Raw genomic sequence first — 26,207 nt, 5'->3', positions numbered from 1 at the left:
CGAAAGGATTTCGAGCATGCCCCACCCCTTCCACTCCAGAACCCTGATGCTGGGCCTGATGCTCGCATGCGGCCTGGCCCAGGCCGCGGAACCGGCCGATCCCGAGGCCCTGGCCGCTCGCCTGGGTATTGCACGGCCAGCGGTCATCGCCCACCGCGGGGCTTCTTTCGATGCTCCCGAATCCACCGCCGCCGCCTACATAGTGGCTCGCGACCTGGGGGCCGATTACCTGGAGATGGATCTGCAGCGCAGCAAGGATGGCGTACTGTTCGCCCTGCATGACAACAACCTGCAACGCACCACCGATGTCGCGCAGAAATTCCCCGAACGCAAGGACCGCCCGGCCAACGCCTTCACCATGGCCGAGCTGAAGACCCTGGACGCCGGCAGCTGGTTCAACCAGGCCCACCCCGACCGCGCCCGGCCAGGCTTCGTCGGCCTGCAGATCCTCACCCTGGATGAAATCATCGATATCGCCCAGGGCAGTTCGGCGCACAAGCCCGGGCTCTACATCGAGACCAAGGAACCCCAGTTGTTCCCGGGTATCGAGCACGACCTCAAGAAAAAACTCCAGGACCGCGGCTGGCTGGGCCCGGCCGGCTCGACCCTGGCCAAGAGCGACCTGGCAGCAGGCCAGGGCAAGGGCCAGGTGGTGCTGCAAACCTTCGACAAGCACAGCCTGGAACTGCTGCACCAGGAAATGCCCCAGGTGCCCAAGGTCCTGCTGCTGTGGCTCGCGCCTGGCAGCATCGAGCCGGCTTCCGGACAGAGCTTTGCCAGCAGCGGTGAAACCGACAAGGCGGCCTTCTATGCCCGCCAGCAACCCCGGGACCAGGCCGAGTTCAAGCGCTGGGTCGACTTGGCCAAGGCCCGGGGCGCCATCGGCACCGGCCCTTCGGCAGCCCTCTCGGGCGGTGGCGAACAGAGCTACGCCGACCTGGTGCAGCCGTGGATGAACCAGTACACCCACGATCAGGGGCTGCTGGTGCATGTCTATACGGTGGACGAGCCGGTGGACTTCCAGAAGGTGATGAATGCCGGCGTCGATGGCATCTTCACCAACCGCAGCGACCAATTGCTCAAGTACTTCCAGCGTCCGGCCGGCACCAGTGTCGCCCGCCTGCTGGAAGCCAGCGGCTACTGAATGAGCGACTCCAGCTGGCAGGGCGAACTCTGGCTGGGTCGTGACTTCGGCCTGGTCCACGGGTTCATGGGGCGTACCGCGCCCCATGCCCACTACGCCCATCAACTGATCATCGCCCCCGGGCAGCCGGTCACCGTGGAGCTCGATGGCGTTCGCCACAGCGGTCACTACCTGATGATCCAGGCCCTGTGCCGCCACGCCATCGTCGAAGCTCCCGAAGCGGCGTTCACGGTCTATGCCGAACCGCTGTCGATCGATGCGCGGGACCTGCACCAGAGCGTCAGCGAGGTGACACCCGGCTTGCCCGAACTGGAGGCCGCGCTACGCGCCTGCCCGCGCCAGCCCATGGTCGACCGGCGCATAGAGCGGGCGTTGCAGGCCCTGGACGCGGCCCTGGACGGCAAGGTGGCGGCCGCACAATTGGCGGCCCAGGCCAACCTGTCCCTGAGCCAGCTGGAGCGCTTGTTCGCCCGCGACGTGGGCCTGCCGGTACGCCGCCTGGTGCTGTGGCGGCGCCTGCGCCTGGCCATGGCCCTGATGCTCCAGGGCCAGGCCATGACCCAGGCGGCCCACGGCGCCGGGTTCGCCGACGCCGCGCACTTCTCCCGGACCTTGAAAGCACTGTTCGGCGTCACCGCCGGCCAGGCCCTCAAGCATCTCAGGCCCCGCCTGCTGGCTTGACCTGCCGACGCAGGGCTTGCGGCACCTTGGGCTCGGCGCTGTAGCGCTGGACCTTGAAGGGCTCCAGCAGTTGCCGCCAGTACCCCGCCGGGTAGTCCGGACGGCTGCCGATGCCCAGGTCTCCCGGACGCATCGGGTAATCATGCCGGTAGAACGTGGTGCCCAGCAGCCAGTCCCACAGGTTGAAGAACAGACCGAAGTTCACATCCCCGGCACGCCCGTACTTCATATGGTGGAAGCGGTGCACCGGGGCCCAGGCGAACACCAGGCGCAGTACGCCAAGGCGCATGTCGACATTGGAATGCTGCAACAGCAACTGGATGGCGATGGCCAGGGCCAACAGCTGTGCCACCGGCAGCGGGATGCCCAGTATGAGTAACGGCAACAGCCCTGCCGAGGCTTCGAGCAACTGGTGCAAGGGGTGCTTGAGCAGGCCGTTGAAGCCATACATGCGCTGCACGCTGTGGTGCACCGCATGCAGGCGCCACAGCCAGGCCCAACGGTGACTGGCATAGTGCGCCAGGGTGATCCCGCAATCGGCCACGGTAACCGCGAGCAACAGCTGTCCCCAGAGCGGCCAGTCCCGGGGCCACAAGCCATCGTGGGCCAGCAGCATCGCCAGCCCCGGCAGCGCCAGCAGGCCGATGGCATTCAAGCCTTCGTTGACCACGGCGTGCAGGCAGTCGCGCAACCGGTCCCCGTGGGAGCGGTTCCAGGCGGGCTCGTAAGGCAAGCCCCACTCCGCCAGGAACGACACGCCAAGGGCCCCCAGGAACAACCAGGGCAGGCCCGCCGCCGAGCCACCCGCACTGCCCATCCACCAGACACCGGCGCCGATGAAGCCACCGAAGAACAGCGGCCCATACAACCACGCAAGCATTCGTTTCATCCGTCTTGTCTCCATCGATAAGGAGACAGCAGCTTGCCGGCCAGCCAGGCCCGCAGGCTTGAACAAACGGCGCAATCGGTGGCGGGAATTAAGGGTGAATTAAGTTGCGCTGGTTAACCTGTGCCCATCCAAACCCATCACCCTCGAAGGAATCATCCATGAGCAAATTCTCCGCACTGCTGGCCGCCACCGCCCTGACCCTGAGCGCCGGACTGGCCCAGGCCGATGTCCGCCCGGACCTGATCCCGGGCCTGCTCAAGTCGGGCGCCATCATGGACCTGGAGAAACTCAACCAGGCCGCCCTGGCCCAGCATCCCGGCACCAGCGCCGCCAACATCACCGACACCGAGCTGGAACAGACCGCCAGCGGCGCCTACGTCTACCAGGTGGAATTGCGTGACAGCAAAGGCATCGAGTGGGATGTGGACCTGGATGCCAAGACCGGCAAGGTCCTGGCCAACAAGCAAGACCAGTAACCTGCAGATAGCACAAGGCCGCGCCTCTACAAGGGGCGCGGCCTTGTGTCTTGCGGGTCCAGGGATCAGGCGCTCAGGCGCGCCGTGACCTCGTTCAGCTGGCCCGACAGGACATGCAGGTTGCGGCTCGCAGCCTCGGTACGCTGGACGTTGTCCAGGTTGGTGCTGGCGATGGAGGTGATCTCGGTCAGGTTGCGCGAGATGTCCTCGGCCACCGAGGTCTGCTCCTCGGCCGCAGTGGCGATCTGCCGGTTCATGTCGCGAATCGCTTCCACCGCCTGGGTGATGCGCTCGAGCATGGCCCCGGCCTCGGTCACCTGTTGCACGCTCTGTTCGCTGCGCGACTGACCGCTCTCGATGGCATGGGCGGCATCCACCGCGCCGGTCTGCACGGTCTGGATGATCTGGTTGATCTCGGTGATCGAGGCCGCGGTACGCTGGGCCAGGCTGCGTACTTCATCGGCGACCACGGCGAAACCACGTCCCGCCTCGCCGGCCCGGGCCGCCTCGATGGCCGCGTTGAGGGCCAGCAAGTTGGTCTGTTCGGCGATGCCCTGGATCACTTCCAGCACCTTGCCGATCCTGCCGCTGTCGGCTTCCAGGCGACGGATCACGGTCGCGGTATTGGCGATCTCGCCACGCATCTGGGTGATGCTGTCGATGGTGCTCTGCATCACCTGCTCGCCCTGCTGCGCCGACTGGTCGGCATCGTCCGCAGCCCGGGCGGCATCGGCGGCATGGCGCGCCACTTCCTGGGCGGTGGCGGACATCTCGTTCATCGCCGTGGCCACCTGGTCGGTGCGGCTGAACTGGTCGTTGGTGCCCTGGGACATCAAGGTCGCGATGGAGTTGAGCTCGCCACTGGAGGTATCCAGGTCCGAGGCACTGCGCTGCAGGCTGGTGAAGGTCTGGGCGAGGAAGTCACGCAGGGTGTTGGCGGCCGCGGCCAGCTTGCCCAGCTCGTCCTGGCGAGTGTTGTTCACCCGCTGGGAGAACTGGCCACGGCTGAGCTGGGCCACATAGTCGATCAACTGGCGGATCGGCTCCACCAGGCTACGGTTGACCAGCCACAGGCTGAGCAGGCCGATCAGCAAGCCGGAAATGAGCATCACCAGGATACCCAGCCACACCGTACGATCGGCGGCCGCACTGATCTGCAACGACTGCTGTTGGCCCTGCTTGCGCAACTCGACCACCAGCTCGCTCATCTGCTCGCTGGCGGCACGGTCGAAGCCCTTCACCGCAGCATCGCCGGCACTCGGATCGGCACCGCCGGCCACATAGGCATCACGGGCTCTCTGGTAGGCCTGGCCAAGGGCCAGATGCTCCTGGGACAAACGCTGGACCCGGCTCTTGAGCGAGGTCTCCAGGCCCTGGGTCTGTGCCAGCTCGCCAAGGATGTTCTGCACGTCGCGCTGGCGATCTTCGAACTGCTGCCAGTACTTGTTCATTTCCTGGGGCTGCTTGCCTCGCAGCAGCACGTTCTTCCATTCCTGCACCTGGATCTTGAACTGCAGGTTGGCCTCGTCGATCAGTTGCGAACTGTGCAGCGGACCCTCGATCAGCTCGCGGTAGCTCTGCACGCCATTGGACAGCAATTGAAAGCACGCCAGGGCGATCAACAGCATCGCCAACAGGCTGCCACTCAGCAGGGCAAGAATTTGCCCTCTCAGGGATTTTTGCAAAAACATCGAGAAGATCTCATGGCAGGGATGGAGCAGGCCCGATAAGGCATGCGTAAGTCCGAACGTCCCTGTCGGGGGCATTCGAGACGGCTCGAATGCGCATGGCATGTGAGCGTGATCGGCATCGACGACACATTCTTGAGAGCCGCCGACCGCCGGTGTAACGCGGCGAATCATGGACTTTCAATTGTCACAAAACCGTCAAGAAGCATTGCCATGATGTGGTTCAAGTGAACCTGTGAAACCCGCGTGGGCACTGTCCCTCCTGCGAGCCCCCATGAACCACAGCATCGACCAGAGTCACCGCGATTCCGATCTGTTCGGCCTGCTCTACGGTTACCGCTTCCGCCCCGGCGAACGTGGTCGCGAAATGGATTCGGCCAAGGCCCTGCAAGCCCTGCAATGCGCCGAACACCAGGATGAATTTCTCTGGCTGCACCTGAACCTGGCCCATGCCGCTTGCGAGCGCTGGATGCAGGCCCACCTGCAACTGCCCGATGAATTCTTCGAAGCACTGCATGAAGGTTCGCGCTCGACCCGCATCGAGCACGTGGACTCGGCCCTGCTGGCGGTGGTCAACGACGTGGTGTTCAACTTCAGCAGCATGCTGTCCTCGGACATCTCCACCCTGTGGGTCTGCGTGCGCAGCAACCTGATCATCAGCGCCCGCCTGCAACCCCTGCATTCGGTGGACAAGCTGCGCTCCTCGGTCAAGGCCGGCGAGCACTTCCGCTCGCCCCTGGAACTGCTGGTCCACCTGCTGCGGGACCAGGGCGAGGTGCTGACCCAGATCGTGCGCAAGACCAGCCTCAGCGTCGACCAGATCGAAGACCAGTTGCTGGCGGCCAGGGTCTCGGCCAACCGCGCCGAACTGGGAGCCATGCGCCGGGTACTGGTGCGCCTGCAACGGCTGCTGGCCCTGGAGCCGGGCTCGCTGCTGCGGCTGCTCAACCGGCCGCCGCAGTGGTTGCAGAAGGACGACGTCAAGGAGCTGCGCAAGTCCACCGAGGAGTTCGCCCTGATCATCAGCGACCTCACGGCCCTGGGAGAGCGGATCAAGCTGCTGCAGGAGGAAATCGCCGCCAACCTCAACGAGCAGAGCAACCGCACCCTGTTCACCCTGACCGTGGTCACGGTGCTGGCCCTGCCGATCAACATCATCGCCGGCTTCTTCGGCATGAACGTCGGCGGCATTCCCTTCTCCGGCGATCCGGAAGGCTTCTGGATCCTGGTGGCGCTGGTGGCCACCTTCACCGTGATCGCCGGGCGCTGGGCCTTTCGCAAACGCCAGGACTACTGACCCCGCGGCCGTACGCAGCCTCGCTGGCGCTCGACAGCGGCTACACAGCACCACCGTATCCGCAACCCCGCCTCGTGTAGCCGATGCCGCAGGCTGCGCACGGCTCGGCACGAGCCGCCGGGGGGCAAACGGATCAACGGGCCTGTCAATCGCACAAACCATGACCTGGGGCAGTCTGCCTGTAACATTCGGCAACGATCATGGAAGCCATTCCTTCCAGCCACAGGATTGTCCAGCAATGGCCACCCCTTCCCTGACCGTCGCCTCTCCCAGCGTCGACGCCAAACCGCAACTGGATAAGAAACCCGGCCCCTTCACCCTGGTGGTGTTCTTCGCCGTATTGGCCCTGGGCCTGTTGTTCACCGCCTACAGCCTGATGCACGACATGCACGAACTGGGCACCACGGTCACCACCTGGACCCCGTTCCTGCTGCTTGGCGTCGCGCTGCTGATCGCCCTGGGCTTCGAATTCGTCAACGGCTTCCACGACACCGCCAACGCGGTGGCCACGGTGATCTACACCCATTCGCTGCCACCACAGTTCGCGGTGGTCTGGTCCGGCCTGTTCAACTTCCTCGGGGTGCTGCTGTCCAGCGGCGCAGTGGCCTTCGGCATCATCGCCCTGCTGCCGGTGGAGCTGATCCTGCAGGTGGGCTCTTCCGCCGGCTTCGCCATGATCTTCGCCCTGCTGATCGCCGCCATCCTGTGGAACCTCGGCACTTGGTGGCTCGGCCTGCCGGCCTCGTCGTCCCACACCCTGATCGGCTCGATCATCGGCGTCGGCGTAGCCAACGCCCTGATGCATGGCCGCGATGGCACCAGCGGAGTGGACTGGGGCCAAGCCACAAAGGTCGGCTATGCCCTGCTGTTCTCGCCGCTGATCGGCTTCGTGTTCGCCGCCCTGCTGTTGCTGGCCCTGCGCCTGTTCGTCAAGAACCGCGCGCTGTACCAGGCGCCCAAGGGCGACACCCCGCCACCGTGGTGGATTCGCGCTCTGCTGATCCTGACCTGCACCGGGGTGTCGTTCGCCCACGGCTCCAACGACGGCCAGAAAGGCATGGGCCTGATCATGCTGATCCTGGTGGGCACCCTGCCCATGGCCTACGCCCTGAACCGCACCATGCCCGCCGACCAGGCCCTGCAGTTCGCCGCCGTGGCCGAAGTCACCCAGCAAGCCCTGGCCAAGAGCTCCCCACAGGCGGCGCCGGCCGATCCTCGCGCGGTGCTCTCGGAATACATGCGCAGCAAGCAAGCCACGCCCGAACTGGTGCCGGCCCTGGCCGCCCTGGCCGGTGCCATCGGCAATGAAGTGAAGGGTTATGGCTCGCTGTCCAAGGTTCCGGCCGAAGCCATGGGCAACGTGCGCAACGACATGTACCTGACCAGTGAAACCATCCGCCTGATGGACAAGAACCAGGTCGGCCATTTCGACCAGGACACCCGCGACAAGCTGCAACTGTTCAAGCAGCAGATCGACAACGCCACGCGCTTCATCCCGTTGTGGGTGAAGATCGCGGTGGCCATCGCGCTCGGCCTGGGCACCATGGTCGGCTGGAAACGCATCGTGGTGACCGTTGGCGAGAAGATCGGCAAGACCCACCTGACCTACGCCCAGGGCGCGTCGGCGGAAACCGTGGCGATGCTGACCATCGGCGCGGCGGACATGTTCGGCCTGCCAGTGTCCACCACCCACGTGCTGTCCTCGGGGGTGGCCGGGACCATGGTGGCCAACGGCGGCGGCTTGCAGATGCGCACCATCCGCAACCTGGCCATGGCCTGGGTGCTGACCCTGCCGGCGGCGATCCTGCTGTCCGGCAGCCTGTACTGGCTGTTCACCCAACTGTTCTAGCCGGCAGTCCCCTGCGGTAGCGGCTACACGATGCGTGAGCCGCCACGGACGGGTGGATCAGGACGCAAACAGCTTGCTCAGGCAAGCCAGCTTCTTCTTGTAGGAACGCCGGGCCTCCAGTGCCTCTTCCAGGGTCACCGGAATAAAGCGCGCCTTCTGGTTGGGCTGCATCTGCCCCACCAGGTCCAGGTCGGCGCTGATCACCGTGCCGATCATCGCGTAGCCACCACCGGACACCGCATCCCGATGCAGGACGATGGGCTCCAGCCCCGCCGGCACCTGGATCGAACCGATGGGATAACAACTGTCGACGATATTCGACGGATCGGAGCCGGCACCGAACGGCTGCTCCCGAGGCTGGAAGCCCAGGGCGCTGCCGCCCTTGAAGCGATAGCCGATGCGATCCGCCTCCGAGCCCACGGTCCAGGGTTCAGCGAAGAAGCTCGCCTTGGCTCCCTCGCTCAGGCGTTCGTAATAGAGCCCCGGCACCACCCGCAGACCGATCTCGCCCCCCAGGGACTGGCGCAGCGCCATGGGCAGGCTGGCCCCCGGGCGGCCCTTGCCGCTGTCGATCCCCACCGGCAGCTCATCGCCGGCCGCCAAGCGCCGCCCCTGGAAACCGCCCAGGGCGCCCAGGGCATAGGTGGAACGGCTGCCCAGCACCAGCGGCACGTCGATGCCACCGGCCACCGCCAGGTAGGCCCGGGCCCCGGCCTTGGGGAAGTCGAAACGCAGCACTTGCCCGGCCTTGACCGCGAACGCGGTATCCAGGTGCCTGTCCACGCCATCGAGCTTGGGCGTCATGTGTGCACCACAGACCGCCACCAGGGCATCGACAGTGAACTCAAGTTCCGGCCCGAGCAAGGTGCACTCCAGGCCCGCGGCGCCTGCCGGGTTGCCCACCAGTTGGTTGGCGGCGCTCAGGGCGTACTGGTCCAGGGCCCCGGACGGCGGGATGCCCAGGTGATAGAAGCCCTCGCGGCCCAGATCCTGTACCGACGTGGCCAAGCCCGGTTTGATGACCTTGATCATGCCAACACCTCCTGCAGCGACTTGGGATAACCGACCGGGTCGGCGAGAAAGGCATCCAGGGAAAACTCCACCTCACGGATGCGCAGGTCGAAGCGCCCGGCCTCCACCTCGGCCACCGCGTGGTCATAGGCCTCGCGATCGATAGGCTTGAACTGCACGATGTCCCCCGGGCGGAAGAACACCATGTGCTGCTTGAGGTAGGCCAGTTGCTGCTGCGGGTCGTAGATCGGTGCCGGGGTCACGCCGAACATCTGGTAGCCACCGGCGCCGCGCACCGAGTAGATGCAGCCGAAGCAGCCGCCATGGCCCAGGGTCAGCTTCGGCGTGTCGGTGCGCGGCCGCAGGTACTTGGGCACCTGCAACTGGCGCTCGCGCTCGACCATCTGGAACATGAACGGCAGGCCGGCGACGAAACCCACCATGGAGACGAACCAGGGCGCGCCACTGTGGGCGGCGATGAAGGCGTCGACATCCGCCAGGCCGTTGATCCGCGCCGCGTACTCGAGGTCGGTGGCGTCCGGGTCCTGGTGCCGGTCGCGAAAACGCATCAGGGTTTCATGGGTCCAGGGGTCGTTGTACAGCACCGGGATCTCGATGATCCGCGTGTGCAGGCTGCGCTCGGCCACGGCGCCGGCCTCGGCCTCGCGCACGGCCTCCAGCAGGGCCTGGGGCGCGATGCGATCCGGATCGAAACGGATCTGGAACGAGGCATTGGCCAGGCATACGTCCAGTACCCCATCCAGGGCCAGGCGCTCCACCGCGCGGGTAACCGCCATGCCCTTGAAGAAAGCCTCCAGGGACATGCTGTCGCTGACTTCGGCGAACAGGTGCTCGTCGGCACCAAAGCTGTAGCGGATCGGTTGGTTCATGCGACACCTCCGGCACGGCGCCCGGCCAGCCAGGTTTCCAGGGTTGCGGTATGGAAGTCCGCGTTCGCCAGCCAAGGCTCGGCCAGCAGCTCGCGATGCAGGGTCAAGGTACTGGCCATGCCAGTCAAGGTCGTTTGCTCCACGGCCGCCCGCGCCCGAGCCAGGGCCTGCTCGCGGTCGGCGCCATGGACGATCAGCTTGGCCAGCAGCGAGTCGTAGTAAGGCGGCACGGCATACCCCGGATACAGATGGCTATCGACCCGCAGCCCCGGCCCTTGCGGCCAGGACAACTCCTGGACCGTGCCCGGGCTGGGGAAGAAGTCCCGCGCCGGGTCCTCGGCGTTCAGGCGCATCTGCAGGGCCGCGCCATCGAGGTGGATATCCTCCTGGCGCAGATCCAGCGGTTCGCCACCGGCAATGCGCAGCATGGCCTGGACCAGATCGACGCCAGTGATCAGCTCGCTGATGGGATGCTCCACCTGGATCCGGGTGTTCATCTCGATGAAGAAGAACTCGCCGGTGCTGTCGTCATACAGGTACTCCAGGGTCCCAGCGCCCTGGTAGCCCAGGGCCTCGGTGAGGCGCACCGCACTGCTGCACAACTGCTCGCGCTGGGTGGCATCGAGCACCGGCGATGGCGCCTCCTCGAAGATCTTCTGCCGCCGCCGTTGCAGCGAGCATTCACGTTCGAACAGGTGCACCGCACGCTTGCCGTCACCCAGCACCTGGACCTCGATATGCCGGGCCCGGCCAATGAACCGCTCCAGGTACAAGGCGCCGTTGCCGAACGCCGCCTGGGCCTCGCGCTGTGCCCGGGGAAACTCATCGGCCAGTTGCGCCGCATCCTCGGCCAGGCGAATACCCCGCCCGCCGCCACCGGCCGATGCCTTGATCAGCAATGGAAAACCCACCGCCTGCGCCGCTTGCAACGCAGCTGGCAGGTCGAACAGTTCGCCGGGCGAACCGGGCACCACCGGCACCCCGGCGGCCTGGGCGGTACGCCGGGCCTCGGCCTTGTCGCCCATGCGGCGGATGGTCCGCGCATCGGGGCCGACGAAGATCGCCCCGGCCTGGACCACCGCCTCGGCGAACTCGGCATTTTCCGCAAGAAAGCCGTAGCCCGGATGCACGGCATTGGCGCCGCTGGCCTTGAGGGCTGCCAGCAGGGCCTGGATGTTCAGGTAGCTCTTGTCGGCCCGGGCCGGGCCGATGATCTGCACTTCGTCGGCCAGGCGCGCGGCCATGGAGTCGGCGTCTGCCTCGCTGCAGGCAGCGACGGTGGGAATGCCCAGGGCCTTGGCCGCGCGAATGATGCGCACGGCGATCTCGCCACGGTTGGCGACCAGCAGCTTGCGAATGGATTCGGTCATGGGGCGGCCCTCACTCGACCAGGGTCGCGACGACCTGGCCCGGTTCCACCGGGTCACCGTCCTCGACCAGGAAGGCGCCGACCTGGCCGGCGCTGCCGGCAGTGAGCTCGGAAAACTGCTTCATGACTTCGATCAGGCCGATCACGGTATCGGCGCTGACGCTGTCGCCGACCTCGACGAAAGGCGCCGAATCGGGCGTGGCCTTGCGGTAGAAAGTGCCCGGCAAGGGGGTGATGACGTTGTATTCGGCCATGTCTGTTTCTCTTGGAATAGTTGTCGAAAGGCAGGCAAAAAAAGCAAACCGCTTGCAGACGCGTCGATGCGCGAGGCTTGGCGGGCAACGCCTCAGCGCGGTGCTCGCACCTGGATGCCGGCCAGGTCCAGCGCGGCGCGGGTGGCTTCCACCAGGTCCAGGGCACCTGGGGTGTCGCTGTGCAGGCAGATGGAATCGAACTCGATGGCCAGGTCCTCGCCCTCCACGGTGCGGACCAGCCCTTGCTGGCAGGCGCGCAGGACCTTGGCGGCCACCTCATGGGGATCCAGGACCCGCACCCGGCGGGTAAAGACGATGGAGCCGCTGAGGTCGTAATCGCGATCGGCATAGAACTCGCGGATCACCGGTTGCCCCAGCTCCTGGGCGATCCGGCAGATCACCGAGCCGGGCATGCAATACAGCAGCAGTTCGGGTTCGAGTTTCTGCAGGTTTTCCACCAGCAGTCGCGCCGCCTCCTCGTCCCGGGCCAGGTGCATGTACAACGCGCCATGGGGCTTGATGTGCTGCAACTTGAGGCCCTGGACCCGGGCCAGCTCACGCAGGGCGCCCAGTTGGTAGAGCATGTCGTCTACCAGTTCCTGGGCCGGGGCGTTGATGTGGCGCCGGCCGAACCCCACCAGGTCGCGAAAGCCCGGGTGGGCCCCGATGGCCACGCCCCGCAGCCGCGCCTGCTCGATGGTGCGGCGCATGGTGCCGGGGTCGCCGGCATGAAAGCCGGTGGCGATGTTGGCCGAGCTGATGAAGCCCATCAGCTCGTTGTCGACGCCATCGCCGATGGTCCACGGGCCGAAGCTTTCGCCCATGTCCGAATTGAAATCCACTGCCTGCATCACTGTCGCTCCAACGTTCGTGACTTCGTGCGATGGACGTTAGAGCGGCCTTGACCCCTTGGGAAGATCTATTATCAGATAGAGCTTGTTCTGAAAATCAGATACGTGGACGGATAGAAATGTCGTTGACCCTGCGCCAGGTACGTTACTTCGTGGCCACTGCCGAGATCGGCCAGATCTCCCAGGCCGCAATCCACCTGAACATTTCCCAATCGGCGGTGACCACCGCAATCAAGGAACTGGAAGCGATGCTCGCCGTGCAGCTGTTCGTGCGGTCGGCCCAGGGCATGGGCCTGACCGATGCCGGCCGGCACTTCCTCAACCGCGCCTACGTGATCCTGCGCAGCGTCGACGATGCGCTGAACAGCCCGCTGCCCGACTACCGCGCCAGCGGCACCCTGCACCTGGCCGCCAGCTACACGGTGATCGGCTACTTCCTGCCGCACCATCTGCAGCGCCTCGGGCACTGGCACCCGGACGTCACCATCGAACTGCATGAGCAGGAACGCCAGGCCATCGAACAGGGGCTGCTGGCCGGGCGCTTCGACATGGCGGTGGTGCTCACCGCCAACCTGACCCACCCGGATATCGTCTCCGAGACGCTGTTCAACTCCGAGCGCCGGCTGTGGCTACCGGCCCATCACCAGCTGTGCGAACGGACCAGCGTCAGCCTGGCGGACGTGGCCGAGGAGCCGTTCATCCTGCTCACCGTCGACGAAGCGGAACAAAGCGCAATGCGTTATTGGGAACAGGCCGGCCAACAGCCCAGGGTGCGGGTGCGCACCAGCTCGGTAGAAGCGGTGCGCAGCATGGTGGCCAACGGCAGCGGCGTGGCGATCCTCTCGGACCTGGTGCATCGGCCCTGGTCGCTGGAGGGCAAGCGCATCGAGACCCTGAGCCTGAGCGATGCGGTCACGCCCATGAGCGTCGGCCTGGCCTGGCGTCGCGACCGCGTCTTCACCCCGGCGATGCAAGCGCTGCGGGACTACTTTCGCGATGCGTTCCTCGCCCCCCAGCAACTCTCCGCCCGGCGCTGAAGCGACCAGGCGACCTTCAGCGATCAAACGTCGATACGAAGCGGCTTGGGCCGCTGCACTGGATCAGGGGCAGGACCAGCGCTGGGCGGCGCCGGCGATCTGCCCGGCCAACTGGGCGATGGCCTGCTGGTGGGCCTGCACCAGGCTGCCGAGCTCGATGCCCGCCGGCTGGCGGATCTGGCTGCTGCAGGTCAGGCTGCGGGCCGGGGTGCCTTCGCTGCGCTGGCGCAGGCTCCAGACCACATCGATCAAGGCATAGCGCCCGGGCAGGGATTCGAAGCGCCGCACATCGGTCTGCAACGACAGCACCGGGCGCCCGGGCTGCTTCGGCAGGCCCTCGAGGTTGCGGGTCCCCAGCTTCGCCTCCATCTGGCTGGCCAGCGCATCGTGGAACTCATCCACCAATGGCGCGCTCCAGCGCTGGGTCTCGAGGATCGCCAGGGTGCCGCTGTCCTGGCGTACCACCAGCTGTGGCTGGTCCACCTGGACCGGGATGCGGACCGTGGACATCTCGAACTGCAATCCCGAGTTCCTGGCCGTGGCGCCTTCGGTCACTGGCGGCATCAGGGTGTAGTAATGGGTGGGCGCGGAGCTGCACGCGGCAAGTCCCAGGGTCAGGCTCAACAACAGGGCACGGGTTTTCATGGCTGGGCTTCCGGTACGGATTCGCGAACGGAGGAGGATGGCGACTGGTAGGCATCCGGTTGATTGTCCTTGAGGCGTCCGCGAATCAGCGCCTCAGGATGGCGGCCGAGGAAATCGGTGAGCACCCGCACCGAACGGGCCGTGCGCTGCACCTCCTCCATGGCCTGGCCAAGTCTCTGGCGCTGTGGCGAGTCCTCGGAGAAGCTCTCGTTGGCGCTGGCCAGGGTCTTCTTCGATTGCTCCAGGGTTTCGCGCAACTGCGGCAGGACCTGGCCGTTGACCTGCTTGAGGGTCTTGTTCATTTCCGCCAGGCTGGAATCCAGGTTGGCGGCGATGGAATCGATCGGCAGCTTGCTGATCTTGTCCATGGTCGCTTGCAGTTGCTCCTGCAGCTTGTCCAGGCTGCCCGGTACGGTAGGAATCTCCAGTGGCCGGGCGCTGGGGTTGTAGGCCACGGGCTTGGCGTTGGGCACGAAGTCCAGGGAGATGAACAGCTGCCCGGTCAACAGGTTGCCGCTGCGCGCCTGGGCCCGCAGGCCATTTCTGACGAAGGCGCCGATCAGTTGCGCGGAGCGGGCGTCGTCTTCGCCGCCGGTCTGCTTCAGCAGTTTTTCATGGGCCTTGCCCAGGCGCTCGGGGTAGATCACCGCCCCCACCAGGGTCGGGAAGTACTTGCGCTCCTGGTCGTAGTCCAGGTCCATGGACACCACCTTGCCGATGTTCACCCCGAGGAACTCCACCGGAGCGTTGATGGCCAGGCCACGCAGCGCCTGGTCGAAACGCATGCGGATGTAGTACGGGGCACCGTCTGGCGGCGCCAGGGCGGTGTCCTGGTCCCCGAACAGGTTGTATTCGGCGTTCTCTTCAGCCGGCTTGGCGTTGGGGCTGTACTTGGGTTCGACGAAGGCGATGCCACCGGCGAGGATCGACGACACCGACTCGGTGTTGACCTTCAGCCCGTTGGCACCGAGGGTCACGTCCACGCCGCTGGCATTCCAGAAGCGGCTATCGGTAGTCACGTACTTGTCGTTGGGCGAGTTGACGAAGATCTTCACGTCCACGCCCTTGCCGCTGTTGGCCAACTGGTAGGACACCACTTGGCCGACCTGGATGCGCCGGTAGTAGACCGGCGAGCCGATATCCAGGGAGCCCAGGTCGTCGGTATGCAGGGTGAAGCGCTTGCCCTTCTGGCCATAGGTGATGGGCGGTGGAGTCTCCAGGCCCTTGAAGCTGTCCTTGCGCTTGTCCGAGCGGCCGGCGTCGGCGCCGATGAAGGCCCCGGACAGCAGGGTGTCGATACCGGAAACGCCACTGGCGCCGATGCGCGGACGCACCACCCAGAACATCGAGTCCTCGGCGGTGAAAGGCTCGGCGGACTGGTCCAGCTCGACCTTGGCCACCACCTTGCGCCGGTCATCGCTCAAGGCAATGGAGGTCACCTTGCCGATCACCACATTCTTGTACTTGACCTGGGTCTTGTTGGCCTCCAGGCCCTCGGCGGTCTGGAAGCTGATGCTGATTTCCGGCCCGGCCGACATAGACTTGTGGACCACCATCGACAGCCCCACCAGGGCCGCGACTATGGGCACCAGCCATACCAGCGAGACATTGAAGCGTCGCGTGCGCAGCGCCGGGGCGCCAGGGGCTGACGGGGAACTTGCTGCGTTGGAACCTGGATGATCAGACATCTTCAACCTCTACATCCCAGATGAGCCGGGGATCGAAACTCATGGCGGCGAACATCGTCAGCACCACCACCAAACCGAAAAACAGAATGCCCATGCGCGGGTCGATGGAGCTCAAGGCACGGAACTGCACCAGGGCCGCCACCAGCGCCACCACCAGTACATCGAGCATCGACCAGTAGCCGATCACCTCGACGAAACGATACAACTTGGCTCGCTCGCGCTGGGCCCAGCGCGAGCGGCGCTGGCAGGTCACCAGGAGGATGCCGAGGACGAAGAACTTGATGCCTGGCACCACCACGCTGGCGATGAAGATCAGCAGTGCGATGTCCCAGGAGCCGGCTTTCCAGAACTCCACCACGCCACTCATGATGGTGTTCTCGCTGGCATTGCCGAAGATGTTGGTGTGCATCACCGGCAACAGGTTGGCCGGGATGTAGAAGATCAGGCTGGCCAGGAGCAAGGCCCAGGTACGCGACAGGCTGTTGGTCTTGCGCGCATGCACCACCGAATCGCAGCGCGGGCAATAGTGCTCGCACGCCTGGCAGACCTGGCCACAGGTGTGGCACAGCTTGAGTTGATGGTCCCGGGCATAGGGCGGTGTGCTCATCAGTAGCGACCCTCCAGGTCATCCCAGAGGTAGCGGATGTCCTTGCCGGAAATCAGGATGATCAGCACCGTCAGCATCGCCAGGGCCCACAGCCCCAGCCCGGGATGTACGTCGAGCATGCCCGCCAGCTTGACGATGGCCACCAGGATTCCCAGCAGGCAGACCTCGAGCATGCTCCAGGGCCGCAGGTGCTCCAGGGCGCGCATGCAGGCCTTGAACCCCGGCGCGGCGCGGCCGAAATTGGCAAAACCCAGCACCCAGCACAACAGGACGATCTGCAGGCCCGGGGCGAGGATGATGGTCAGGCCGGTGACTGCGGCAATCAGGCTGATCCGGCCCTGGGCCAGGGCCTCCACCGATTGCCAGAGCGTCGCTTCGTTGCTCAGGCCTTCGAGGCTGATCTTGATCACCGGGAAGAAATTGGCGAAGACGAACAGCAACCCGGCGGTGATCGACAAGGCGAACAACTGCTGCACGTTCAGGTGCCGGGCGCGGGCCAGCAGCGCACCGCAGCGCGAACACTGCGCCGCCTGACCTTTACCGAGCGGCACGGACTCGTACAGGGAGTCGCAGTGTTCGCAGATGATCCAGTTGCGAGAATTAGTCATGTTTTTCAGAAAGCCGGAAGGATGGCGAGCACAGAGGAAGGCTCCCGCCGCCGGGTATTTTCAGCAAAAGTAGAAGGTCGTGTCTAGTTTTTCCAAGGACTGGACGCAACCTTCTACGCCATAATAGGCGCCCCCGAAAAACTTCGCCGACCATGACCGACACAGCGCCCTCCTCCTCCAAGCTCCAGCGCATGCCCAAGCAGACCCGCGGCCACCAGCGGGTCACGGCCATTCTCCAGGCCTGCGCGCGCCTGCTGATCCAGCTGGGGGTAGCGAACCTGACCATGCACGGCATCGCCCGGGAAGCAGGCACCTCCATCGGCTCGCTCTATCACTTTTTCAGCGACAAACAGCAGGTGCTGGAGGCCCTGGGCCAGGGCCATATCGCCGCCATGAGCGCGATCGCCGAGCCCCTGCACGGCGTCGATGAGAGTCATTGGCGAGGCTTGAGTTCCCGACAAGTGATAGAACAGACCAGCCTGCCGCTCCTGCAATACATCGAGCAGCACCCCGACCTGTTGCAGATGCTCACTCCGGGCTATGCCCTGGGCCAGTTGCAGGCCCCGGGCCTGCACGTCCAGATGCAGAACCTCTATGACCGGGTATTGCGGGCGCGCCTGCCCAATGCCAGCGCCCGGCAGCGCGAAACCTGGGTGCAGGTGCTGCTCGGCCTGCCCCTGGGCCTGTTCCAGCGGGCCCAGGAACACCAGGAGCTCAAGCGCGAGTTATTGCTCGAAGAAGTGCCGCGAGCCTTGGCAGCCTACCTGGACACCATCGAGAAGCTGCTCGCTCCGGCATGAAGCTGGCCCTCAATGCGCCAGCCGTACCTGCAGCCACTTGTTGCGCAACACGTCATAGGCCCAGTGGTAGAGGTAGGTATAGGGCAGGAAGAACAGCAACACGCCAATGTCGAGGATCAACGCCTGCAGCAGGCTGATCCCCAGCCACCAGGCGATCAAGGGCACGGCGACCACTACCAGCCCAGCCTCGAACAGCAGTGCGTGCACCACCCGGCTCCAGCCACCATGGGCTATCCGCAGGCGCTTGAGCAGCCGATCGAAGAGGCTATTGAACAGCACGTTCCAGGCCAGCGCCAGGAGACCGATGCCCAGGGTGACCACGCCCATGTCGACCATCGGCCGATCCATGACCCAGGACAGCAGCGGAGTACAGATCAGCAACGCCAGCAATTCGAAGGCGACGGCCTGGGCAATGCGTTCGGTGAGGGATTTGTGAAGGCTCATGGCCTGCTCCTGAAGTGAAGACGCTGGCGATCTTCCAGGATGCGATCGATAGTTCCTAACCAATAACCATCGACCAAGGCGATACTTCATGGCATCCAACGAAGTGCTGCTGGCATTCGTCCAGGCCGCGACCCAGGGTTCGTTCTCCGCCGCCGCGCGCAAGCTCGGCAAGAGCCAGTCGACCATCAGCGCCGCAGTGGCCAGCCTGGAGATCGACCTCGATGTCCAGCTGTTCGACCGCTCCAGCCGCAAGCCCGGCCTGACCCCGGCCGGACAGGTGCTGCTGCGCCGCGCCGAGGAGATCCTCGCCGCCACCAGCCGCCTGGAACTGGCCGCCAGCCAGTTGTCCCAAGGCATCGAGGCGAGGCTCACCGTAGCCCTTTCCGATACCTACCAGTCCGATCGCTTCGAAAGCTGCCTGAATGCCTTCGAGCAACGCTACCCGGAGCTGGAACTGGAATGCCTGATCGCCGAGTGCGATGACCTGGTCGACCTGGTGCAAAGCGGCCGCGCGCAGATCGCCTTCGCCGAGAAACAAGCCGATTACCCGGCCGACCTGGAGCACCAGACCATGGCCGAGCGCGGCGAGGTATCGCTGTTCGTGTCATGCCAGCACCCCCTGGCCAGGCTCGATCGGGTGGATCAGCAGGCCCTGGGCCAGCACCGCGAACTGCGCCTGGCCACGGTGCTCAACCCCTATGACAGCCGCCCCCAGGGCCGGGTCTGGTCGGCCCCCAGTTACCTGATGCTGATGGAAATGGCCCAGGGCGGTTTTGGCTGGGCGCCGTTGCCGCGCTGGCTGGTGGAGAACTTCGGCGCCGGCAGGCTGCAGGAACTCAAGGTCCGCGGCTGGCCACGGCCGGTGCTGGTGGACGCGCTCTGGTCTCGCCTGCAGCCACCGGGGCCGGCCGGCAGCTGGTTCCTGCAACGGATGCTCGGCTGATCGAGACTACAGCTGGCCCAGGCGACGCTCGAGAAAACGTCGCTCCGGCGCCTGGCGGACCAGCTCCAGGGCCCGCCGGTAGGACTCGCGCGCCGCCTCGACCTGCCCCAGCTGGCGACAGAAATCGGCGCGGGCGGCATGGGCCAGGTGATAGTCGGCCAGCTCGCCGCGACGCAGGATCCGTTCGACCTGGGCCAGGCCGGCCGCCGGTCCGTCACGCTTGGCCAAGGCCACCGCGCGGTTGAGTTCGATCACCGGCGAGGGCTGCAACCGCAGCAGCACATCGTACAAACCGACGATCTGCGGCCAGTCGGTCTGGCTGGCCATGGGCGCCTCGGCATGCACCGCGGCAATCGCCGCCTGCAGGCAGTAAGGCCCGCCCCCGCCGCTGCGCAAGCCTTGCTCCACCAGCGCGCAGCCTTCGTCCATCAGCTCACGTGACCACAAGCGGCGGTCCTGTTCTTCCAACAGGATCAACTCGCCATCGGCGCCCAGGCGCGCCGCCCGCCGCGATTCGTGCAGCAACATCAGGGCCAGCAGGCCCATCACCTCGGCCTCCGGCAGCAGCTCCAGCAACAGGCGCCCCAGGCGGATCGCCTCGCGAGTCAGGTCGGCGCAGGTCAGCTCGTCCCCCAGGGACGCCGAGTAGCCTTCGTTGAACACCAGGTAGATCACCCGCAGGACACTGTCCAGGCGCTCGGGCAACTCGTTCAGTGCCGGTACCTGGTAGGGAATCGCCGCATCGCGGATCTTCGCCTTGGCGCGCACGATGCGCTGGGCGATGGTGGCCGGGGTCGCCAGGAAGGCGCGGGCGATCTGCTCGGTGCTCAGGTCGCAGATTTCCCGCAGGGTCAACGGCACCTGGGCATCCGCCGCCAAGGCCGGATGGCAGCATGTGAAGATCAGCCGCAGGCGGTCGTCTTGCACGTCTTCACCGCTCCAGTCCTCCTGCTCCAGTTGCTCCAGCTGGCTGGCCAGGGCGGCCTGGGAAGCGGCGAAACGTGCCCGCCGGCGCAGGCCATCGATGGCCTTGAAGCGCCCGACGGACACCAGCCACGCCCGGGGGTTGGCCGGGATGCCGTCGTCCTGCCAGCGCTCCACCGCCACGAAGAAAGCCTCATGCAAGGCTTCCTCGGCCAGGTCGAAATCCCCCAGCAGGCGGATCAGGGTGGCAAGGATGCGCCGCGACTGCTCGCGATAGACCTGCTCCACCAGCGCCGTCACCGCCGCTCCGGCCTGGCCCGGCATCAGTCGGGCATGCCCTGGGTGACTAGGGTCACCAGGCGCTCCAGGCTCTGCCCCCAGCCCTCATGGAAGCCCATGGCTTCATGGGCCTGGCGATCGGCCTCGCTCCAGTGCATGGCGCGAGCGGTGTAGAGAGTCTGGTCGCCCCGCTCCTCGAAGGTCACCTCGGCGGTCATGAACGGCTTGCCCGAGGGGATCCAGCCCGGCAGGAAGGCGTCGGTGAACACCAGCCGCGACGGTGCGTCGATCTCCAGGAACACCCCCATGGTCGGATACTCGCTGCCATCGGGGGCGCGCATCAGGGTCCGAAACTGACCGCCGACCCACAGGTCCATCTCGCACTCGGGAGTGGTCATGCCGTGGGGCCCCCACCATTGCGCCAGCAACGCCGGTTCGGTCCAGGCACGGAACAGCTTGCTGCGCGGGGCATCGATCAAGCGGCTGATCGACAGTTCATGTTCGGCGGGCACGCGGCCCGCAGTCTGCAAAGTCATCGCGACGCTCCTCTGGCTGATTGCCATCAGGGATTGAGTTCACGTACCGGGCGCACTTCCACGCTGCCGACCCGGGCTGCCGGAATCTGCCCGGCGACCTGGATCGCTTCGTTGAGATCCCGGGCCTCCACCAGGTAGAACCCGGCCAACTGCTCCTTGGTTTCGGCGAACGGGCCATCGGTGATCGACAACTTGCCGCCGCGCATGCGCACCGTGGTAGCGGTCTGCACCGATTGCAGGGCCTCGGCGGCGAGCATCCGCCCGCTGTCGCGCACCGCCTCGGCATAGGCCAGGCACTCGGCGTCCTTCGGGCTATCGGGCAGGCTGTGCAGCAGTTGTTCGTCGCTATACACCAGGCATAGGTATTTCATGGGCACCTCCATGATCGGGCTGATCAACTATGGTCGCTGTTCGTGGCTTTGGCGAACCCGCCGACGGTCAGGGCTCGAGGTCGAACAAGGTGGTGCCGGTCTGCATGTCGAAGGGCGCCGACCAATGCTCGTGCACCACCTGCCACTGGCCGCCCAGGCACTGGTACGCCGCGCTGACCCGCATCCAGCAGGCCTTGCCCACACCGTCGGCATCGGTGCCACCGCAATGGGCCAGCCAATGGGCGAACGCCAGCTCGTCGCTGGCCCGCACCTGCAATTGATGGAACTCGAAGATCCCGGGACCGGGGCACACCTGCATGCAAGCCTGCCAATGCGCACGGTAGGCCTCCTTGCCTTTGAATTGCAGGGCGCCGACCGCGTCGAAGGAGACGATGTCATCGGCGTAGAAGCTGACGATCTGCTCGATATCCCTGGCCATTACCGCCTGCCGCCAGTGGTCGATCAGGCTGCGTACGCGGGCTTCACTGGATGGATTGGACATGGCGAAATTCCTCGGAAGGTGAATGGGTATCACCGAGCTAACTGCTCGATTCATCCCTAGTCGCCTGGGCTTTCGCACAATCGACAATGCCGATGAAAAAAATCACGCCAACCATGCAGGCACAAAAAAGGCCGCGACATAGCGGCCTTTGGCGGTGGCGGAACTACAGAGCCCGCACCATCTCATGCCAGGCCATGCCGCCGTGGTCCGAAGCCGATGCCTTGAGGTAGACGAAACCGAAGCGCTCGTAGAGCGGTACATGGCGCTCCTTGCACATCAGGTGGATACGCGCCTTGCCAGCGCCTGCCATGCGCGCGATGAACGCTTCCAGCAACTGCCGGGACAGGCCCAGGCCCTGGAAGTCCGGATGCACCACCACTGACATGATCACCACCTCGGAGCCCGCCGGGTCGTGGCCGACCAGTTCCTTGAAGGCCTCGTCGGCCATCTGCACCTCGAAGGTGGCGCCGGAGTTGATGAAACCGGCCACCACACCCTCGACCTCGGCGACGATGAAACCCTCGGGCCAGGTGGCGATACGCGTGGCGATCTTGTCCCGGGTCGCGGCTTCGTCGCCTTCATAGGCCAGGGTCTCGATGGCGAAGCAGCGATCCAGGTCGGCAGGCAGGACGGTGCGGATCAACGGGGTCGGAGCGGTCATGGAACAGCAGCCTGAAGTCAGTTGAGGGGGCATCGATTCTAGCAAGGACCCGGCGTTGTGTATGACCGGCGTAGCGTTCGCTGGCTACCCCGTAAAGCTTTCATATAAGCCCTGGCCAGGCTCGCGCCGAGGGACTATCTATCAGCTCCCCGACGCTTCGCGAACGGCTCCCGGGCCGCTTCGCCGCGCCTTGCCAAGGACCTAGACCATGAGCTCTGCCCAGATCGGTTTTTTCATCTTGCTCGCCATCGCCATCTTCGGCGGTATCACCTTCTACCTCGATTTCTTGCACGAACGCCGTCGCGACAAGCGTGTATCAGACGCTAGCCATGCCCGGGCTCAGAGCCCCACCAGGCGATAACCCACCTGCAATTCGGTGACCAGATGCTGGGGCTGGGCCGGATCGGCCTCCAGCTTCTGCCGCAGATGGGCCATGTGCACCCGCAGGTAGTGGGCCCGGTCCACATAGTCCAGGCCCCAGACTTCCAGCAGCAGCTGGCGATGGGTCAGGACCCGGCTCTGGCCGCGGATCAGCGCGCAGAGCAAGCGGTACTCGATCGGCGTCAGGTGCACCGGCTGCCCTTCGCGGCGCACTTCATGGGTCGCCAGGTCCACCTCGATGGCGCCGAAGTTGACCTTGCTGGTGGCCGCGGCCGCCCCGCTCTGGCCATGGCGGCGCAGTTGCGCGCGAATCCGCGCCAGCAACTCCGGTACGCCGAACGGCTTGACCAGGTAGTCGTCGGCCCCGGCGTCCAGGGCGGCGACCTTCTCCGCTTCCCGATCCCGCGCCGAAAGCACCAGGATCGGCACCGCCAGCCAGCCCCGCAGCTCGCTGATCAGTTGCTTGCCATCGCCATCGGGCAGGCCCAGGTCGACGATCACCAGGTCTGGCTGGCGGCTGGCTGCATGGATCAGCGCGCGCTTGACACTGTCGGCCTCGAATACCTGGAAACCTTCGTCCTCCAGGGCGATACCGACGAAGCGGCGGATATTGGCTTCGTCCTCGACGATCAGGATGCGTGGGCTGCTGCTCATAGGGTTTCCATCGAAGGCGGTTGTCCCGCCGGCAAGGTGATGACAAAACTCAGCCCGGCGTCGGCGTGAGGCTGGGCCTCGATCCGTCCGCCATGGGCCTCGACGATACGCTTGGCCAGGGCCAGGCCCAGGCCGATCCCGGCCACGGCCGATTCCTGCTGGCCACGGCTGAAGGCCTCGAACAGGCTGGCCGGGGAACTGCCCTTGGGGCAACCGGGGCCGCTGTCGCTGACCTGCAGGATGATCTGCTGGTCGACCTGGCGCGCGCTGACCTGCACCAGGGTACCGGCCGGCGTGTACTTGGCGGCGTTGTCCAGCAGGTTGACCAGTACCCGCTCCAGCAACAGCGCGTCCACCTCCACCAGTGGCAACTGCGGCGCCATGGCGACCCGCACCTGATGCCCGGCCAGGGGCTCGCGCAACTGGCGCAGGGCACTGCCGACGATCTCCTCCAGGGAGTTCCACTGGCGATTCAGGCGCACCCCACGCTCCTGCATGCGGGCCATGTCCAGCAGGTTCTCGATCAGCCGCTGCATGGAGCCGGCCTGGTCATGGATACCCCGCAGCAACTGCGCCAGGACGCCGTCGGGGGCATGGGGCAAGGCGGCGTCGGCAGCGCCGATGATGGTGGTCAGAGGGGTGCGCAAGTCATGGGAGATCGCCGCCAGCAGGGTGTTGCGCATGCGCTCGCCCTCCATCTGCACCACGGTGCTCTGGGCCACCTCGACGTAGTGCACCCGTTCCAGGGCGATCGCCAGCTGGCTCATGCAGGCTTGCAACAAGCGTTGTTCTTCCGGCTCGCGCAGCCGCTCGGCGTCCGCCAGTTCCAGTACCAGCACGCCACGCACGCGCATCGGCGCCTTGAGCGGCAAGTAGCGCCCCCGGGCCGCCGCCAGGGTATCGGTGCCGCTACCGGCCGGCTGGCCATGATCGTAGGCCCACTGGGCGATGCTCTCGTCCAGTTCCAGGCCATTGGCGCTCAAGGCCCGCACGCGATCGCCGGCATCCGGCAGAGCCAGCCCGACCCGCGCCGCGAACACCCCGCTGAAGGTGCGCAGGGCCACGGCGCAGATCTGCTCCTCGGTGAGCGCCGCCGACAGTTCCCGGGCCAGCCCGGCCAGGGATGTGGCCCGGCGCTCACCCTCGGCGGCGGTACGCGCCTGGTGGCGCAGGCGCGCGGTGAGCTGGCCGGTGATCAGGGCGATGCCGAGCATCAGGGCGAAGGTGAAGAAGTACTGGGTGTCGTTGACCGTGAACGACCACACTGGCTGGACGAAGAAGAAGTCGAAGCACAACACCGCCAGCATCGCCGCCCAGACCCCGGGGCCGCGCCCCAGGCGCAGGGCCACCAGGACCACGGTGAGCAGGAACAGCATCACCACGTTGGCCGGGTCGAAGACCTTCAACAATAGCGCCGCCACTGCCGTGGCGGCGAAGCACGCCAGGCTGGCCCACAGGTAGGCCGGCGCACGACTGGGCGCCAGGCCGGCCTCGGGCTTGGGTGCCACGCTGCGCTCGCGGTCCGCTGGCCCATTGGCGATCACGATCTGGTCGATTTCCGGGTGCTGGCGACTGAGGCGATCGCTCACCGACTGGTGCCAGACCTGCCACACCCGACGCGGGTAATGGCCCAGCACCAGGCGATTGGCGTTGTGCTCGCGGGCACAGGCGGCCAGGGCCTGGGCCACGTCCATGCCGGGCAGGGTCGCGGTCTCGGCACCGAACTCGGCGGCCAGGGCCAGGGTCTTCATGGCAGCCGCATACCGACTGGCGCCGATGCCCCGACGCTGGGCCGGCGCCACGTGCACCACCATCCAGTCGGCCTCGAGCTTTTGCGCCAGGCGCGCCGCCTCGCGCACCAGGCGCTCGTCCGCCGGATCCCCGGCGATCCCCACCAGCAACCGCTCCCGGGCTGGCCACAGGGCGTTGATCGAGCGTTCGCGGCGGTAGTCGCGCATCTGCGCGTCGACCCGGTCGGCGGTGCGCCGCAGGGTCAGCTCGCGCAGGGCCAGCAGGTTGCCCTTGCGAAAGAAGTTGCGCGAAGCCCGCTCCGCCTGGGGCGCCAGGTACACCTTGCCATCCTTGAGCCGGCGCAGCAGGTCGTCCGGCGGCAGGTCGATCACCAGTACTTCGTGGGCGTCGTCGAACAGATGATCGGGCACCGTCTCGCGCACGCGGATGCCGATGATCCCGCTGACGATGTCGTTGAGGCTTTCCAGGTGCTGGACATTGAGGGTGGTCCAGACGTCAATGCCGGCCCGCAACAGTTCCTCGACGTCCTGCCAGCGCTTGGGATGCCGGGAACCCTGGACATTGCTGTGGGCCAGTTCGTCCACCAGCAGTACCGCCGGCTGGCGGGCCAGGGCGGCGTCCAGGTCGAATTCGGGCAAGGCATGCTCACGGTGCATCAGCTGGTGCCGAGGCAGCACCTCGATGCCTTGCAGCAGCTCGGCGGTGTCGCGCCGGCCGTGGGTCTCGACGATCCCGGCCACCACATCGCGACCCTGGGCCAGTTCCTGGCGGGCGGCGGTGAGCATGGCGCAGGTCTTGCCGACCCCGGCATTGGAGCCGAAGTAGATGCGCAACTTGCCGCGCCGGGCGGCCTGCTCGTCCTGCTGCAGTTTTTCCAGCAACGCATCGGGATCGGGGCGCCCATCGCGAGGGGGGATACCAGTGTCGAGAACAGCCATGTGCATCCTTGAATGAACAAGGCGGCGCTCCGGGGAGC

The 26,207-nt window shown here is 65.9% G+C and carries 28 protein-coding genes; 9 read left to right on the top strand and 19 right to left on the bottom strand.

The window, feature by feature from the left end; translation table 11 throughout:
• Window positions 1-16 precede the first annotated feature (16 nt).
• Window positions 17-1,144 carry a glycerophosphodiester phosphodiesterase gene (locus AC3WK8_RS29365; RefSeq protein ID WP_103326471.1) on the top strand — a complete coding sequence of 376 codons (1,128 nt, stop codon included), beginning with the start codon at window positions 17-19 and terminating at the stop codon, window positions 1,142-1,144.
• Entirely contained in the window at window positions 1,145-1,825 is a 681-nt protein-coding gene (locus tag AC3WK8_RS29360; RefSeq protein ID WP_085597297.1) for an AraC family transcriptional regulator, read from the top strand.
• Here the strand turns inward: AC3WK8_RS29360 and AC3WK8_RS29355 are convergent.
• On the bottom strand, window positions 1,803-2,714 hold the full coding sequence (locus AC3WK8_RS29355) for a sterol desaturase family protein (protein ID WP_053137121.1): 912 nt from the start codon (window positions 2,712-2,714) through the stop codon (window positions 1,803-1,805). The genes AC3WK8_RS29360 and AC3WK8_RS29355 overlap by 23 nt on opposite strands.
• Before the next feature lie 158 nt (window positions 2,715-2,872).
• Here AC3WK8_RS29355 and AC3WK8_RS29350 point away from each other — a divergent pair, with 158 nt between their 5' ends.
• On the top strand, window positions 2,873-3,190 hold the full coding sequence (locus AC3WK8_RS29350) for a PepSY domain-containing protein (protein WP_022640371.1): 318 nt from the start codon (window positions 2,873-2,875) through the stop codon (window positions 3,188-3,190).
• A 65-nt stretch (window positions 3,191-3,255) separates the two neighbouring features.
• Here AC3WK8_RS29350 and AC3WK8_RS29345 read toward each other — a convergent pair whose 3' ends face one another.
• Window positions 3,256-4,881: a methyl-accepting chemotaxis protein gene (locus tag AC3WK8_RS29345; protein WP_103326472.1), complete on the bottom strand. Its 1,626-nt coding sequence runs from the start codon at window positions 4,879-4,881 to the stop codon at window positions 3,256-3,258.
• 271 nt (window positions 4,882-5,152) lie between these two features.
• Here AC3WK8_RS29345 and AC3WK8_RS29340 point away from each other — a divergent pair, with 271 nt between their 5' ends.
• Together AC3WK8_RS29340 and AC3WK8_RS29335 are read left to right on the top strand one after the other, a co-directional pair.
• Window positions 5,153-6,175 carry a transporter gene (locus AC3WK8_RS29340; protein ID WP_085597301.1) on the top strand — a complete coding sequence of 341 codons (1,023 nt, stop codon included), beginning with the start codon at window positions 5,153-5,155 and terminating at the stop codon, window positions 6,173-6,175.
• 238 nt (window positions 6,176-6,413) lie between these two features.
• Complete coding sequence (locus AC3WK8_RS29335) at window positions 6,414-8,024, top strand: inorganic phosphate transporter (protein ID WP_103326473.1); 1,611 nt, start codon at window positions 6,414-6,416, stop codon at window positions 8,022-8,024.
• 57 nt (window positions 8,025-8,081) lie between these two features.
• Here AC3WK8_RS29335 and AC3WK8_RS29330 read toward each other — a convergent pair whose 3' ends face one another.
• The 5 genes from AC3WK8_RS29330 to AC3WK8_RS29310 all read right to left on the bottom strand — a co-directional run bounded on the left by AC3WK8_RS29330 (window position 8,082) and on the right by AC3WK8_RS29310 (window position 12,399).
• Entirely contained in the window at window positions 8,082-9,056 is a 975-nt protein-coding gene (locus tag AC3WK8_RS29330; protein WP_085597303.1) for a 5-oxoprolinase subunit C family protein, read from the bottom strand.
• Window positions 9,053-9,925: a 5-oxoprolinase subunit B family protein gene (locus tag AC3WK8_RS29325; RefSeq protein ID WP_053137130.1), complete on the bottom strand. Its 873-nt coding sequence runs from the start codon at window positions 9,923-9,925 to the stop codon at window positions 9,053-9,055. Before AC3WK8_RS29325 ends, AC3WK8_RS29330 begins: the two co-directional genes overlap by 4 nt.
• A complete protein-coding gene (locus tag AC3WK8_RS29320; protein ID WP_103326474.1) occupies window positions 9,922-11,295 on the bottom strand; it encodes an acetyl-CoA carboxylase biotin carboxylase subunit in 1,374 nt (457 codons plus the stop codon). The genes AC3WK8_RS29325 and AC3WK8_RS29320 overlap by 4 nt, the downstream gene beginning before the upstream one ends.
• 10 nt (window positions 11,296-11,305) lie before the next feature.
• Window positions 11,306-11,548: an acetyl-CoA carboxylase gene (locus AC3WK8_RS29315; RefSeq protein WP_022640376.1), complete on the bottom strand. Its 243-nt coding sequence runs from the start codon at window positions 11,546-11,548 to the stop codon at window positions 11,306-11,308.
• A gap of 92 nt (window positions 11,549-11,640) precedes the next feature.
• The gene (locus AC3WK8_RS29310; RefSeq protein ID WP_022640377.1) at window positions 11,641-12,399 is read right to left on the bottom strand and encodes a 5-oxoprolinase subunit PxpA; all 759 of its coding nucleotides are present in this window, start codon (window positions 12,397-12,399) and stop codon (window positions 11,641-11,643) included.
• Between the two features lie 119 nt (window positions 12,400-12,518).
• Here AC3WK8_RS29310 and AC3WK8_RS29305 point away from each other — a divergent pair, with 119 nt between their 5' ends.
• The gene (locus AC3WK8_RS29305; protein WP_085597306.1) at window positions 12,519-13,436 is read left to right on the top strand and encodes a LysR family transcriptional regulator; all 918 of its coding nucleotides are present in this window, start codon (window positions 12,519-12,521) and stop codon (window positions 13,434-13,436) included.
• A gap of 63 nt (window positions 13,437-13,499) precedes the next feature.
• Here AC3WK8_RS29305 and AC3WK8_RS29300 read toward each other — a convergent pair whose 3' ends face one another.
• The 4 genes from AC3WK8_RS29300 to AC3WK8_RS29285 are packed head-to-tail and all read right to left on the bottom strand — an operon-like array spanning window position 13,500 to window position 16,984.
• A complete protein-coding gene (locus tag AC3WK8_RS29300; RefSeq protein ID WP_103326475.1) occupies window positions 13,500-14,081 on the bottom strand; it encodes a PqiC family protein in 582 nt (193 codons plus the stop codon).
• Complete coding sequence (locus AC3WK8_RS29295; protein ID WP_103326476.1) at window positions 14,078-15,769, bottom strand: PqiB family protein; 1,692 nt, start codon at window positions 15,767-15,769, stop codon at window positions 14,078-14,080. The genes AC3WK8_RS29300 and AC3WK8_RS29295 overlap by 4 nt, the downstream gene beginning before the upstream one ends.
• Window positions 15,762-16,376, bottom strand: coding sequence for a paraquat-inducible protein A (locus AC3WK8_RS29290; RefSeq protein ID WP_103326477.1), 615 nt, complete (start codon window positions 16,374-16,376; stop codon window positions 15,762-15,764). Before AC3WK8_RS29290 ends, AC3WK8_RS29295 begins: the two co-directional genes overlap by 8 nt.
• Window positions 16,376-16,984, bottom strand: a complete 609-nt coding sequence (locus AC3WK8_RS29285) for a paraquat-inducible protein A (RefSeq protein WP_031320352.1) — start codon at window positions 16,982-16,984, stop codon at window positions 16,376-16,378. The genes AC3WK8_RS29290 and AC3WK8_RS29285 overlap by 1 nt, the downstream gene beginning before the upstream one ends.
• Before the next feature lie 152 nt (window positions 16,985-17,136).
• On the opposite strand from AC3WK8_RS29285, the gene AC3WK8_RS29280 reads away from it, so the two are divergent.
• Entirely contained in the window at window positions 17,137-17,784 is a 648-nt protein-coding gene (locus tag AC3WK8_RS29280; RefSeq protein ID WP_085597310.1) for a TetR/AcrR family transcriptional regulator, read from the top strand.
• Between the two features lie 9 nt (window positions 17,785-17,793).
• On the opposite strand, the gene AC3WK8_RS29275 is transcribed toward AC3WK8_RS29280, so the two are convergent.
• Window positions 17,794-18,228 carry a multidrug/biocide efflux PACE transporter gene (locus tag AC3WK8_RS29275; protein WP_022640385.1) on the bottom strand — a complete coding sequence of 145 codons (435 nt, stop codon included), beginning with the start codon at window positions 18,226-18,228 and terminating at the stop codon, window positions 17,794-17,796.
• A gap of 88 nt (window positions 18,229-18,316) precedes the next feature.
• Here AC3WK8_RS29275 and AC3WK8_RS29270 point away from each other — a divergent pair, with 88 nt between their 5' ends.
• Window positions 18,317-19,171 carry a LysR family transcriptional regulator gene (locus AC3WK8_RS29270; RefSeq protein WP_085597312.1) on the top strand — a complete coding sequence of 285 codons (855 nt, stop codon included), beginning with the start codon at window positions 18,317-18,319 and terminating at the stop codon, window positions 19,169-19,171.
• Window positions 19,172-19,177: 6 nt separating this feature from the next.
• On the opposite strand, the gene AC3WK8_RS29265 is transcribed toward AC3WK8_RS29270, so the two are convergent.
• The 5 genes from AC3WK8_RS29265 to AC3WK8_RS29245 all read right to left on the bottom strand — a co-directional run bounded on the left by AC3WK8_RS29265 (window position 19,178) and on the right by AC3WK8_RS29245 (window position 22,444).
• On the bottom strand, window positions 19,178-20,419 hold the full coding sequence (locus AC3WK8_RS29265) for an RNA polymerase sigma factor (protein WP_085597313.1): 1,242 nt from the start codon (window positions 20,417-20,419) through the stop codon (window positions 19,178-19,180).
• Complete coding sequence (locus AC3WK8_RS29260; RefSeq protein WP_022640389.1) at window positions 20,419-20,910, bottom strand: SRPBCC family protein; 492 nt, start codon at window positions 20,908-20,910, stop codon at window positions 20,419-20,421. The genes AC3WK8_RS29265 and AC3WK8_RS29260 overlap by 1 nt, the downstream gene beginning before the upstream one ends.
• Window positions 20,911-20,936: 26 nt before the next feature.
• On the bottom strand, window positions 20,937-21,281 hold the full coding sequence (locus tag AC3WK8_RS29255) for a YciI family protein (protein ID WP_022640390.1): 345 nt from the start codon (window positions 21,279-21,281) through the stop codon (window positions 20,937-20,939).
• A gap of 67 nt (window positions 21,282-21,348) precedes the next feature.
• The gene (locus AC3WK8_RS29250; RefSeq protein WP_103326478.1) at window positions 21,349-21,783 is read right to left on the bottom strand and encodes a YybH family protein; all 435 of its coding nucleotides are present in this window, start codon (window positions 21,781-21,783) and stop codon (window positions 21,349-21,351) included.
• 163 nt (window positions 21,784-21,946) lie between these two features.
• Window positions 21,947-22,444, bottom strand: coding sequence for a GNAT family N-acetyltransferase (locus tag AC3WK8_RS29245; RefSeq protein WP_103326479.1), 498 nt, complete (start codon window positions 22,442-22,444; stop codon window positions 21,947-21,949).
• A gap of 208 nt (window positions 22,445-22,652) precedes the next feature.
• On the opposite strand from AC3WK8_RS29245, the gene AC3WK8_RS29240 reads away from it, so the two are divergent.
• Window positions 22,653-22,805 (top strand): hypothetical protein, encoded by a 153-nt coding sequence (locus AC3WK8_RS29240; RefSeq protein ID WP_022640393.1) that lies wholly within the window; start codon window positions 22,653-22,655, stop codon window positions 22,803-22,805.
• Here AC3WK8_RS29240 and AC3WK8_RS29235 read toward each other — a convergent pair.
• Complete coding sequence (locus AC3WK8_RS29235; protein WP_053137160.1) at window positions 22,784-23,479, bottom strand: response regulator; 696 nt, start codon at window positions 23,477-23,479, stop codon at window positions 22,784-22,786. The two genes, AC3WK8_RS29240 and AC3WK8_RS29235, sit on opposite strands and share 22 nt — an antisense overlap.
• Entirely contained in the window at window positions 23,476-26,169 is a 2,694-nt protein-coding gene (locus AC3WK8_RS29230; protein WP_178088063.1) for a DUF4118 domain-containing protein, read from the bottom strand. Before AC3WK8_RS29230 ends, AC3WK8_RS29235 begins: the two co-directional genes overlap by 4 nt.
• Window positions 26,170-26,207: the final 38 nt, after the last annotated feature.

The sequence above is a fragment of the Pseudomonas sp. FW507-12TSA genome, assembly GCF_058781435.1.
Note: the sequence above shows the minus strand (reverse complement) of the source record. Positions and strands in the feature narration are given on the sequence as shown.